The sequence below is a fragment of the Inconstantimicrobium porci genome (genome assembly GCF_009696465.1).
GTDB classification, from domain to species: Bacteria; Bacillota; Clostridia; order Clostridiales; family Clostridiaceae; genus Inconstantimicrobium; species Inconstantimicrobium porci.
This window is the reverse complement of record NZ_VULX01000030.1, coordinates 25,029-36,347: the sequence shown is the minus strand read 5'-3', so window position 1 is coordinate 36,347 and position 11,319 is coordinate 25,029. Positions and strand designations below refer to the sequence as shown.

Annotated in this window: 14 protein-coding genes; 5 read left to right on the top strand and 9 right to left on the bottom strand. The window is 29.8% G+C overall.

Annotated elements, in window-relative coordinates:
- The coding region (locus tag FYJ33_RS13950; protein WP_154532323.1) for a transposase at positions 1-464 on the top strand (464 nt) is incomplete at its 5' end.
- Positions 465-673: 209 nt separating this feature from the next.
- Here FYJ33_RS13950 and fliB read toward each other — a convergent pair.
- Both fliB and FYJ33_RS16735 read right to left on the bottom strand, forming a co-directional pair.
- Complete coding sequence (fliB, locus tag FYJ33_RS13945; RefSeq protein WP_154532322.1) at positions 674-1,894, bottom strand: flagellin lysine-N-methylase; 1,221 nt, start codon at positions 1,892-1,894, stop codon at positions 674-676.
- A 68-nt stretch (positions 1,895-1,962) separates the two neighbouring features.
- Positions 1,963-2,091, bottom strand: coding sequence for a hypothetical protein (locus FYJ33_RS16735; protein ID WP_268891471.1), 129 nt, complete (start codon positions 2,089-2,091; stop codon positions 1,963-1,965).
- Positions 2,092-2,241: 150 nt separating this feature from the next.
- On the opposite strand from FYJ33_RS16735, the gene FYJ33_RS13940 reads away from it, so the two are divergent.
- The gene (locus FYJ33_RS13940; RefSeq protein WP_154532321.1) at positions 2,242-4,095 is read left to right on the top strand and encodes an LTA synthase family protein; all 1,854 of its coding nucleotides are present in this window, start codon (positions 2,242-2,244) and stop codon (positions 4,093-4,095) included.
- Positions 4,096-4,167: 72 nt separating this feature from the next.
- Here FYJ33_RS13940 and FYJ33_RS13935 read toward each other — a convergent pair whose 3' ends face one another.
- On the bottom strand, positions 4,168-5,661 hold the full coding sequence (locus FYJ33_RS13935) for a methyl-accepting chemotaxis protein (RefSeq protein WP_154532320.1): 1,494 nt from the start codon (positions 5,659-5,661) through the stop codon (positions 4,168-4,170).
- Positions 5,662-5,860: 199 nt separating this feature from the next.
- Here FYJ33_RS13935 and FYJ33_RS13930 point away from each other — a divergent pair, with 199 nt between their 5' ends.
- Positions 5,861-6,622 carry an AraC family transcriptional regulator gene (locus tag FYJ33_RS13930; RefSeq protein ID WP_277643075.1) on the top strand — a complete coding sequence of 254 codons (762 nt, stop codon included), beginning with the start codon at positions 5,861-5,863 and terminating at the stop codon, positions 6,620-6,622.
- Here FYJ33_RS13930 and FYJ33_RS13925 read toward each other — a convergent pair.
- Both FYJ33_RS13925 and FYJ33_RS13920 read right to left on the bottom strand, forming a co-directional pair.
- Complete coding sequence (locus tag FYJ33_RS13925; protein ID WP_206046706.1) at positions 6,607-7,254, bottom strand: CDP-alcohol phosphatidyltransferase family protein; 648 nt, start codon at positions 7,252-7,254, stop codon at positions 6,607-6,609. The genes FYJ33_RS13930 and FYJ33_RS13925 overlap by 16 nt on opposite strands.
- A 28-nt stretch (positions 7,255-7,282) precedes the next feature.
- The gene (locus FYJ33_RS13920) at positions 7,283-7,594 is read right to left on the bottom strand and encodes a hypothetical protein (protein WP_154532318.1); all 312 of its coding nucleotides are present in this window, start codon (positions 7,592-7,594) and stop codon (positions 7,283-7,285) included.
- Between the two features lie 396 nt (positions 7,595-7,990).
- Here FYJ33_RS13920 and galE point away from each other — a divergent pair, with 396 nt between their 5' ends.
- Together galE and FYJ33_RS16505 are read left to right on the top strand one after the other, a co-directional pair.
- On the top strand, positions 7,991-9,007 hold the full coding sequence (gene galE, locus FYJ33_RS13915; RefSeq protein WP_154532317.1) for a UDP-glucose 4-epimerase GalE: 1,017 nt from the start codon (positions 7,991-7,993) through the stop codon (positions 9,005-9,007).
- Positions 9,008-9,124: 117 nt separating this feature from the next.
- Positions 9,125-9,307 (top strand): helix-turn-helix domain-containing protein, encoded by a 183-nt coding sequence (locus FYJ33_RS16505; RefSeq protein ID WP_328598712.1) that lies wholly within the window; start codon positions 9,125-9,127, stop codon positions 9,305-9,307.
- A 15-nt stretch (positions 9,308-9,322) separates the two neighbouring features.
- On the opposite strand, the gene FYJ33_RS13905 is transcribed toward FYJ33_RS16505, so the two are convergent.
- The 4 genes from FYJ33_RS13905 to FYJ33_RS13890 all read right to left on the bottom strand — a co-directional run bounded on the left by FYJ33_RS13905 (position 9,323) and on the right by FYJ33_RS13890 (position 11,269).
- Positions 9,323-9,568, bottom strand: coding sequence for an ATP-binding cassette domain-containing protein (locus tag FYJ33_RS13905; RefSeq protein WP_154532316.1), 246 nt, complete (start codon positions 9,566-9,568; stop codon positions 9,323-9,325).
- 1 nt (position 9,569) lies between these two features.
- The gene (locus FYJ33_RS13900; protein ID WP_154532315.1) at positions 9,570-9,719 is read right to left on the bottom strand and encodes a hypothetical protein; all 150 of its coding nucleotides are present in this window, start codon (positions 9,717-9,719) and stop codon (positions 9,570-9,572) included.
- A 105-nt stretch (positions 9,720-9,824) separates the two neighbouring features.
- Positions 9,825-10,145 carry a hypothetical protein gene (locus FYJ33_RS13895; protein ID WP_154532314.1) on the bottom strand — a complete coding sequence of 107 codons (321 nt, stop codon included), beginning with the start codon at positions 10,143-10,145 and terminating at the stop codon, positions 9,825-9,827.
- 332 nt (positions 10,146-10,477) lie between these two features.
- Positions 10,478-11,269, bottom strand: a complete 792-nt coding sequence (locus FYJ33_RS13890) for a histidine kinase N-terminal domain-containing protein (protein ID WP_154532313.1) — start codon at positions 11,267-11,269, stop codon at positions 10,478-10,480.
- Positions 11,270-11,319: the final 50 nt, after the last annotated feature.

Below are 11,319 nucleotides of genomic sequence, written 5' to 3'. Positions count from 1 at the left end.
ATGTCTGTAAAAATAATAGAAGGCTTTACGCAAATGATATAAAAAAAAGAAAATCTAAAACTGGTTATGTAAGTACCAAAACAATTTATACTTGTGAAAATTGTAATAACTGCAAATTTAAAGCTAGTTGTATAAAAGGCCATAATTGTAAAACTCCATTGGAAGATAGAACAAAAAAACTCGAAACATCAAAGCAATTCAATCATTATCGAAAAGAGGATTTTGAGAGAATAATTAGCGAAGAAGGTTGTAAACTTAGACTAAACAGAAGCATTCAGGTAGAAGGTTCCTTCGGCGCGATAAAGCAAGATATGGGCTTTAGAAGATTTTTATGTCGTGGAAAAGAAAATGTACTTGCAGAAAGTATACTTCTTGCATTGGCTTATAATGTGAATAAACTGCATAATAAAATTCAGTCAGAACATACGGGGCAACATTTATTTGATTTAAAACAAACAGCATAAAATAATAAAAAAACTATATTTTTAATATAGTCTATTAAAGTGCGCTTATTTTTAAATAGGTTCATTTTTTCACATAGAATTTCAAAAAATGTATATGAAAAAGGAGCTTGCCGCCAGCAGTTTTTAACTGCTAATGCGACAGCCCCATCCTGTTCTCTTATCTCTGCTCTCATATCTCAAATCTTTATCAAGATATTATGCTTTACGCATTAAATAAGTGTTGTTGCGAACTGCATATTGTTGAATTCTTTCATCTTAATGTAAGCTAATGAATCAACAAGATATGTTTTGTGATGCTCTATAGTCTTAGAAAATGACTGTATAAACTTTACTATCTCGTCTTCTGTCTGTTTTTCGTTATTGTATAGATATAACCCCACAAGATAAAATCTAATGAACGAATATCTCTTTAAAAGCATTATATAGCCATCAAATATGAATTCCGTTTCAGAAAATGGAAAAAGGTTGTTATAAATAAAGTTAACAAGATAATTTTCAAGGATATAACTATACTTTTTCATGAAATTCATTTCATATTTTTTGAACTTTTCTACATACATCATTGAATATTTCTGGATACAGTCATCTTCATTAAGATGAAGACTATCCACAGCTTTTCTTGTATATTCCTTAAACGATTCGCTTTCCACGTCTGTTTCAACGTGCAGCATGTTGATCATCCTTTTAAAGAAGTCTACCTGAAGGATATAATTTATGCCATCATTATCAAACATCATGTCTATGCTGCTTACATCATAATTTCTTATATAATTTTTCACATTATTATAGTTATTTCTGATTTCATCATCTACATCGTTAATAAACTGTCCAAGCATATACATTCTTCTGTCCAAATCATATTCTCTATTTTGAAGTATCTTTGTGCTATATTCTCTTATTTCTTTAAGATATCTTACTGATGTATCATCAAACTTCCTGTCCTTCGTATCCATATCTCTTGATACAATATATTTTGTGAAACTTTCTTCATGTTCCACAAACTTAATTGTATCTTTCTGCATAAGTACAAGCCTTGCAGCTTCAGGACAAGCAACATCAAGTGAAATTTCATAATTCTCATCCACCTTATTTAATACTCTTGGAAAGAATGTACATACATTAGAAAGACTTTCTTCACCCATGTTAGTATAAATAATACATAAATTCTTATCATCAAGAAACGGACATCTTTTATTCTTTGCTAGCTTTACTTTACCATAATCTATATTTTCACTTATATAATCATCATTATTTCTTAGATTCTTTTGAAAAATTCTCTTCATTTCAACATTGTTAGTTCTAAAGTATTTTCTAAAAGAAATCTTATCTATGTCAATATCCCATCCAATGCAGCAACTGTCTTCGCAAACTCCACCAATACATCTGAATTTCTTAAAATATTCAGGATATGTAACTTTTAAATTCTGCATATTAAGCTTCCTCCTATAAATAAAAGTACAACAATAATCATATAACCATATAAGCAATATAGCAATTACTAAAGGATATATACATTGTATTCTGTATTTTGCTTGTCCTTACCAACTGTATCATCAAGATAATCATCAAGTTCTCTGCACAAATTTATAAATCTGATATCTCTCCCATTAGTATGTATCAATTTCATTCATATCACCCCAAACACACTATAAATTTATACGTATTTTAGCACTATGCAACTTAATTGTAAATATTAACAAAAAAAAATAATTTCTATTCACTTTTTTTCTAATAATGATATACTCTTTATGTTACTAAAAATATATAGGGGGACATTATGCAAATATTTACTTTACTACTTGTGGGAATTCTTTTATCTTCAGTAAGTTTTGTCTTATTAGAAGATGAAAAAAAAGCCACAAATTTCATAAAAAAATTTTCACTTTACACTTTTTTCTATAACATAATTATGCTGAGTATTTTCAAATACATATTGAATATACCTTACATACTTGATTATACGAGATATAATCTTTCATTATCTCTTAAGTACATAGCATTTTCATTAATAGCGGGATTACTTTTAATCTTTATCAAGAAAATGCTTGTAACAAGATATAATTTAACTAAAGATTATACTGCTTTTTCAAAGAAGTCATTCTTTGTTAAATTACTTATGACTTTATTCTTTATAATCGGATCAGTATTTATATATTTTTCAAACTGGTTCATTGATTATTTTGGTGAAATTACTACAGAACAATTTTTATTTAACCTTAATTCACCATTAAAAGGTACAAGCACAGGTATGGTAACAGAAATTATATTTACTCCTGTATTTGCTATAGTATCAACAACAGTTTTATTCCTTATATTTATAAATCTTAATACAGATAGATTCTTAGAAATAAAGGATAAAACAATTAAAGTATGCTCAGCTAAATTAATTAAAATCCTATCATGGGTTTTGTCATTAGTAATACTTGTTGGTGGTGTTGCGCACGGTGTAAAGAAACTACACTTAAACGACCTTGTCGTTACATATTTCTCTACATCAAATTATTTTGAAAAAAATTATGTTGACCCAAGAAAGACAGAAATGACTTTCCCTGAAAAAAAGAGAAATCTTATTCATATTTATCTTGAATCAATGGAAAATTCATATCTTTCAAAAGATCTTGGTGGATACATGGACGAGAATATAATGCCAGAACTTACTGAACTTGCAAAAGAAGGAGTCCATTTTTCTCATAACGATAAATTCGGCGGAGCAAATCAGACATATGGATCTTCATGGTCTGTTGCAGGCATGGTTAATATGAGTGCTGGAATACCTCTTAAAGTTTCTACTGCTAAAAACAAATATGGCCTTGATGGACAGTTTCTTCCTGGAACAGTTACTATAGGAGATATATTAGCAGCAAAAGGATATAATCAGACGATAATGTTTGGTGCCGATGCAGATTTTGGGGGACTTACAGCTTTCTTTACAAACCATGGTAAATTCAATATCTTTGACTCAAAAGCTGCTAGAGCTAAAAAACTTGTACCTCCAGGCTACTTTGTATGGTGGGGATTTGAAGATGAAAAACTTTATGAGTTTGCTAAAGATGAATTAACTAGACTTCATAATGAAGGCAAACCATTCAACTTTACAATGGAAACTGCCGATACACATTTCCCAGACGGTTATATGACTGACAAAGTGGAAAAGAAATATCCTGAACAGTATGCAAATGTAATTGCCCACTCAACAAAAGAAGCTGTTAAGTTTGTACGTTGGATTCAGCAACAGCCGTTTTATGAAAACACAACTGTAGTTATAACAGGTGACCATTTAAGTATGGACAAAAAATTCTTTAAAGATTTTGATCCAAAGTACAGAAGAAGCACATTTAATTTAATACTTAATTCACCTGTCAAGCCTGTAAAAACAACAAATAGGGAATTTGCTCCTTATGACATGTTCCCAACTATACTATCAAGTATGGATGTACAAATATCAGGTGATAGATTAGGGCTTGGTACAAATCTTTTCTCAGATAAGAAAACAATTATAGAAAGAGATGGTCTTTCAACAGTAAATACAGCTTTTGAAAAGAAAAGCGACTACTTTGACAATGAGTTTTTATCACCATTAAAGAACTCAACTTTCAAAACAGACAAAGCACCCGACAGAAAAGGTAACTAATTAATTTACTAATATAACAAAAAGCTTCAGCACTAACATTAGTACTGAAGCTTTTCCTATTTGTTATAACACTTATTTTTCAAAATATTTTTCCAGTTCCCTCATTGATAAGTATATATTATCACTTATACTTTCAAGTATTTGAACTTTTATAAGACTTTCTGATGATATACTTGTACTTTCCTCTGATACAGCTAATGTTTCTTCAGATATTGATGATAATGACATTATACTTGTCAGTATTTTTTCATTTGCATCAATAACATCTTTCATATGCTTATTAACATCTAGTATTTCATCCTGTACAGTATTTATAGATTCTTCTATTTTCTTGAATGATTCACTAGTGTTAGTTACTATCTGGCCTTGAGCCATAGTTTCTTCAACAAGTTTTTCTACATTTAAAACAGATTCCTTTGTATCATTTTGAAGTTGAACAACTATTTTTTCAATGTTTTCAGCATTAGCTCTACATTCTTCTGCAAGCTTTGAAATTTCTTCAGCAACTACTGCGAATCCTCTTCCAGCCTCACCTGCTCTTGCAGCCTCAATTGATGCGTTAAGTGCAAGAAGGTTAGTTTTGTTTGCAATCTCAGAAATTACATTAGTTATCGATGCTATATCAGAAGATTTAACTTCAAGTTCCTTCATACTGGCACTTACAGCACTGTTTTTGTGCATGATATATCTACTCTTCTCGGCAAGCATATCCATAGATTTAGTTCCATTAGCTACGGCTTCCGAAGCAGCTTCTGAGCATTTACTAACTTCCATAGTTGATAAAGAAACATCCTTAATTTTCTTATTTATATTATCAATAAGAATAGTTTCTTCCTGAATACTCTGTGCTGTATTTTTTGCCCCCCCTGCTATTTCATCTATAGATTTATTAACAGTAATTGTGCTTTCTCCAAATTCATTAACGATAACTTTAAGTTCTTCTGAATGTGTTTTAACATTATCAGAAGTGCTCTTTAATCGGCTAAACATTTCTTCAAGATCATTTTTCTGACTATTTACCTGATCAATACTTAAATTCATATAATGATCTAACATTTTTAATAATTTACCTATATACGAAGCAGTAGGTATAAATATAAGGATTATTATAAGTATAACTCCGGCTTCAGATATAACATCTTTACCAGCATTATTAACAAAAAACAACATTATTGCTATAGCACAGCATAAATGTTGAAAAATAATAATCCTTCTATTTTTATATACTAAAAATAGCACTATACCTGGATAAAGCATTGTAAGTGTTGCTGGAACCTCTGATTTTGATACATTCGCAATATATGTTATTGAGAATAATACTGCACAAACCCAAGGGAGTTTTTTACTACTAGGGTTTGTTTTTAAGGCATATATTCCAGATCCAATAAACATAGCAGTAATACATACCATTAAAATAACAAAATAAATACTTCTATCCCCCTTAAAATACCTTGCCACCCCCATAATGGTAGTAAGAATACATATTAAAGATCCCATTGCTATTAAAAACTTATTACATTTCTCATAATATAACGTGTTAACATCATTTTGATTTTCATTATTCATAAATTGTATTTCCTTCCTTTTTTATAATCAAATCAAACTTACCGTTAAAATTCTCGTCTAATTTTGTCGATTCTTTACGCTTTTTCTCTACAGCCACGTAAAATTCTATACACCAAAATTGAACTTTTTCTCTATTAAATTAAAAACCTTAAGTATCCACAAATTATATAGTATAATTATAGTATCAGAGGTGATTTATGTGAAAAATAATCTGCATTTTTATGAACATGGTAATGTTGAAATTTTATATGGAAAAAGCAATCACTGCTTCCCAATGCACAGCCATGAATGTTTCTGCATTGGTGCTGTTCTTGATGGCAATGTATCATTTAATATAAACAATCATGAAAAACTGCTAAAAAAATCTGATATTTTTATTATTCCTTCTAATACTGCAGTAAAGTTTGAGTCTGATTCTACATATGAATATATAACTATCTGTTTTAAAAATGAACTTAAAACAAAGTCATGTAGGTTATACTTTAATGACTATTATGTTTCTGATAAAGACAGTGAAAGATTCATGTCCCTATGTTCAAATTTTAAAGACAATAATGACGAAGATGAATTCTTTAATTCAATACTAGAATTGGTCTCTGATGTTGTTTCACATAAATACGAAAATGAAAATACCTGCAGTAATACAGTCGTTGCTGATATCTGCAGGTACATAATTGATCATGCCGATCAGAAATTTGACCTAGATGAGCTTTCAAAAACATTCTTTATTTCAAAATTTCATCTTATAAGAATTTTTAAAAAAGAAATGGGTATAACACCAAATCAATACCATATGCAGGCTAAGATGAGAATACTTAAATCAGAAATACTTAAAGATAAATCTGAAACATCATTAGCCATGGATTTAAATTTATCTGATAAAAGTCACATGTGTAAAATGTTCAGAAAGTACATGGGAATTTCAATACAAAGTTATAAAAAGAACTACAAAAATAAATAATTATTTATACTGCTTCCTTCTCTATAACGTAGCAGTTTTTTTATCAAACATGAATTTTTTATCTTCTCAATACTCGCTATGAAAGTTAATAATGTAATAACCATCAGGCTGACTCTTATAATAACTTCTTTAAAAGGTACATCTAAGTAAGTCAGACTAATTACTGCAGTAGGGACTACATAATAAATTCCACTGACTATTGTTCCTAATCTATCAAAGAAATAGTCTGTCCCCTTTTTACAGCAGAACCTTCCCTTGAACAGTTTTGAGATAATGATAATTTCTAAAAACTTATAGATTATTACTGCAATGAAATAATAATCTATCTGCCTGTATACCGCTAATATCAATACTCCTACGATTATGTATATAAAATCAAGATATATATCTAAAACCTGCCCAGCCTTTGTCGTTACACCATATCTTCTTGCAAGCTTTCCATCTATAAAATCTGAAAAGATAATGCAGCATGATATTATGACTGCCTTTAAATTATCTGCTGATGCTCCTGTACTCAGATAATTTATGAGATTATATATAAAGGTAATTATTAGAGGTATTCTTGACAGCGTAATCAAATTTACAAATATAAGTGCCGGTATATTCTTTAAAGATTTCCTTTGTTCCTGCATAAGCTCAAACCGCCTTAATTTCATAAATCTATTTTATTATCTTTCTTACTTCTTTGATTGGTAAGTCTTTATCTGCATCAAACTTTGATTTAACTACCTTAAAAGATCCTATAACTTCTGTCTTGAAAACATCTTTAAATTTAACAGATTCATCAGTATCTTTGCTAAAAGATGATCTGCCATTCTGGTAAACAATCAGCACAGTTTTACTGCTGTTGCCTTTGTCAAAACTCACAGCGTTATCCTTATTTTCTTTATCATTTGCCTTAACTATCCACACAACTGAACCTATAAACACAACTATAACAGCTAAAACTGTTAATAATATCTTCTTTATCATTTCCCTTCCCCCTAATTTAAGTTTTATTCTTTTAAATCTACTTCTTTTTCAAGTTTCTCTATTCCACCATAAAGTTTTATCAGAAGCTTAAATAAATCTCTGATTTCATCTTCATTCATTTGTTGTTCCTAAAATCTCATATTGACTTAGTATTTCATCTGTTTTAAGATCATCAATCATATTTTTCCTCCCAACGCAAATAAGTAACTAGTTACTTATTTGTCAATTATTATATTTACTTTATTTCCTATAAATTTTATTTGCTACAATAATATGAAGTTTATATATCTAAAGAACCTTCTATAAGAAAGCAATATATTACAATTTTGTTTATTAAGTAGATGTTATACTAATATTGTTATTAGAATAATGTATTGATTAATTAGGAGGTTTATTATGACAGTTTTAATTACAGGCGGAGCAGGATTTATCGGAAGTCACACAACAGTTGAGCTATTAAATGCTGGTTATGATGTTGTCATAATCGATAATCTTGTAAATAGCAGTAAAATAGTTTTAAAAAGAGTAAAAGAGATAACAGGAAAAGATATTAAATTCTATGATTATGATCTTCTTGACGAAGAAAAAGTGGACAAAGTCTTTAAAGAAAATAAAATAGATGCAGTTATTCACTTTGCAGCACTAAAAGCAGTCGGTGAATCTGTTCAGAAACCACTTGAATATTACAATAACAATTTAACCAGCACCCTAGTGCTTCTAAAAGTAATGAAAAAATACAATGTTAAAAATATAGTATTTAGTTCATCTGCTACAGTATACGGAAATTCTAAAGTTATGCCATTAAAGGAAAGTTCACCATTACAGCACGCAACAAATCCTTATGGCAATACAAAGACTATAACTGAAGATATATTAAAGGATCTTTATAAATCAGATAATTCATGGAATATAGCATTATTACGTTACTTCAATCCAATTGGTGCTCATGAAAGCGGAAAGATTGGAGAAAACCCTAAGGGAGTTCCAAACAATATCATGCCTTATATTACAAAAGTAGCTGTAGGTAAGCTTGAAAAGCTTCATGTATTTGGTAATGATTATGACACACCAGATGGAACAGGTGTCAGAGATTATATACATGTTGTCGACTTAGCCAAAGGTCATATAAAAGCTTTAGACAAGCTAAAAACAAACTGTGGACTAGTTACTTATAACCTTGGTACTGGCAAAGGTATTAGTGTTCTTGAACTTGTAAAAGCATTTTCAAAAGCATGTGGCAAGGAAATACCTTATGTTATAGACTCAAGAAGAGCTGGCGATGTAGCAACTTGTTATGCAGATGCATCAAAGGCTAAAGAAGAACTTGGATGGGTAGCTGAAAAAGACATTAATGATATGTGCAGAGATTCATGGAGATGGCAAAGCAATAACCCAGATGGATACACTGATTAGCATAGATAAGAGATATGAGATCTGAACGAAGAGAATAAAATACACTATTCGTTCATAATCATCCTTACTAATTTAAAATTTAGATTTTTAAATTTAGAATTATAGCTAAAAACATTTATTACTGTATCAAAATTACTAAATTTCAGAGCAGCTGCTGAGGAACTAAATTACTCCCAGTCTACAATTTCAGATCATATACGCAACCTGGAGCTTGACCTAAACACAAAACTTTTTGATCGTATTGGCAAAAAAGTTTTTCTAACTGACTGCGGACAGAAATTAATACTGGATTGGTTATAATTAATTAGACAGTAATTATAACCAATCCATCTGTTCTAATGTTATCTCCTTATCATTAAGAAATACCTTGCCACTTGTTACACTATCCATACCACTAAGCATATATAACAATGTAGATTTTCCTGATCCTGAACTTCCCATTATTACTGTAAAATCACTTTCGTATATATCTAAACTAATATTCTTAAGAACATTAGTTACTTCACCATCACTGACAAAACTTTTGCATAAAAGTTCAGTTTTCATAATTGCTTTTTTCATATTAATTATCCTCCATATTGTAAAATCCCTGGCTAAGTCCTACTATAAGCATGCTGACTTTCTTCTTACCTGGAAAATAAATATCAATATAATCTCCTACATCGATAAGTAAAGTATTTTTTCTGTCTCTTTCAATTGTTCTTAAAGCCATGTTAAATGGATAGTATTGCTCCCATAATCTGTTCAGTTGCTGCTAAATTAGTTAAACAAGCTTCTACTTCATTAAATGCTCCTTCTAAAACACCATTATTGTTCTTTAAATAATCATCTGTAATTTCACTGCCTTTTGTTCCCTCATTGGCATATATATATTAAGTTCCAGCTCTTTTGTAAGACCATCAGGTATCTTTGTAACTAGGAGTTCAGACTGAAATGATATATTTTTTGAAAACGGATCTGCAAATGTTCCAACAACCTTATATGAATACTTCTTATCGCCACTTGTAATATCTATATAATCATTAAGATTAATATTAAATTCACTTGCCATAACCTTTGGAATTATGACCTCTTCATCTGAAGATGGCTTGCTGACTCCGTCTATATTCCTAATGTTTTTAAGTGATGTTATAATCACAATCGAACCACACATAAGTAATGAACAAATTGATACAATTAAAACTATTAAAATACTCTGTAATTTTTTCTTTCTAATCTTCTTTAATCACATTTTTTTCTCATCTCCTCATTTCATACTTATATGATAAAAAAACGTTTTGAAATAAAAATAGAAACTTTATGAATAATTATGAATAAACAGGTGTGAAAGACATATTCCAAAGTCTCCGCCCTAACACGCTCCAAGTCGTTTCTTTATATGTCTTGCCCTCTCTTAAGTTTTTAAATATCTATAAAATAAAAAGGTTATCCACTTGAATTAGTAAGTGAATAACCTTTTTATGTCTATTATTATAGCACTTTATTAAGATCAGATATTATCTTTTCAACTTCTGAATTGTTTTTGTATGAAACTTCATCAATTTTCTTTACTGCGTTTACAACGTCAGTGATTGATGATACCATTTCATTTAAAGTTTCATTTATTTCTGTTACTGAATCAGCACTCATTTTTGATAATTTGCCCATTTCATTAGCAACTATACTGAATCCTTTGCCACTTTCTCCTGCTCTTGCAGCTTCAATTGATGCATTAAGTGCAAGCATCTTAGTACGTGAAGTGTTACCTTTTATAGCTTCAACTACGCTATAAACACCTTTAACAGATGACTCAAGTTTACTCATGTACTCGTGTACCTGATTTAAATATTCAGATGAATTAATAGCTGCATTTAAAATCTGATTAATAGAATCCTTAGAATCTGCAAGCATAGCTTTAAGTTCTTTTGCATGATTTTCAAGTTCTTCCTTCTTTTCTAATGAATACACACATGATATACAGCCAACAACTTTACCATTATCAAATATAGGCGTAATATTTCCTTCAATAGTTACACCAAATACTTCTTTAGGTATATGGTTATGAACTGTCTTCCCTGTATCCATAGCTACAAATAACTTATCATTTCTATCAGTTACTTTGTAACCTACATCAAAATGAAAATTTGCCGGAAAACTTTTTGACTTAACACAATATAGCACAGTTGCTTCTCTGTCCCATACACTAATGACTAAATCTTCTTCAGACAAAGTTTGTATTATTGGTATCATTTCAATTATTTGTTGTAATTTTTCTTCTCTCATCTTAAACCTACTCTTATAATATTATATATATATATATATAATCGAACATT

Coding starts and splice junctions, on each gene's coding strand:
- fliB (WP_154532322.1), bottom strand. CDS start 1,894: ATGCAGAATTTAAAAGTTACATATCCTGAATATTTTAAGAAATTCAGA.
- FYJ33_RS13935 (WP_154532320.1), bottom strand. CDS start 5,661: ATGAATAATGAAAATCAAAATGATGTTAACACGTTATATTATGAGAAA.
- FYJ33_RS13925 (WP_206046706.1), bottom strand. CDS start 7,254: ATGCAGGAACAAAGGAAATCTTTAAAGAATATACCGGCACTTATATTT.
- galE (WP_154532317.1), top strand. CDS start 7,991: ATGACAGTTTTAATTACAGGCGGAGCAGGATTTATCGGAAGTCACACA.
- FYJ33_RS13905 (WP_154532316.1), bottom strand. CDS start 9,568: ATGAAAAAAGCAATTATGAAAACTGAACTTTTATGCAAAAGTTTTGTC.
- FYJ33_RS16735 (WP_268891471.1), bottom strand. CDS start 2,091: ATGAAATTGATACATACTAATGGGAGAGATATCAGATTTATAAATTTG.
- FYJ33_RS13890 (WP_154532313.1), bottom strand. CDS start 11,269: ATGAGAGAAGAAAAATTACAACAAATAATTGAAATGATACCAATAATA.
- FYJ33_RS13920 (WP_154532318.1), bottom strand. CDS start 7,594: ATGATAAAGAAGATATTATTAACAGTTTTAGCTGTTATAGTTGTGTTT.
- FYJ33_RS13940 (WP_154532321.1), top strand. CDS start 2,242: ATGCAAATATTTACTTTACTACTTGTGGGAATTCTTTTATCTTCAGTA.
- FYJ33_RS13900 (WP_154532315.1), bottom strand. CDS start 9,719: ATGGCTTTAAGAACAATTGAAAGAGACAGAAAAAATACTTTACTTATC.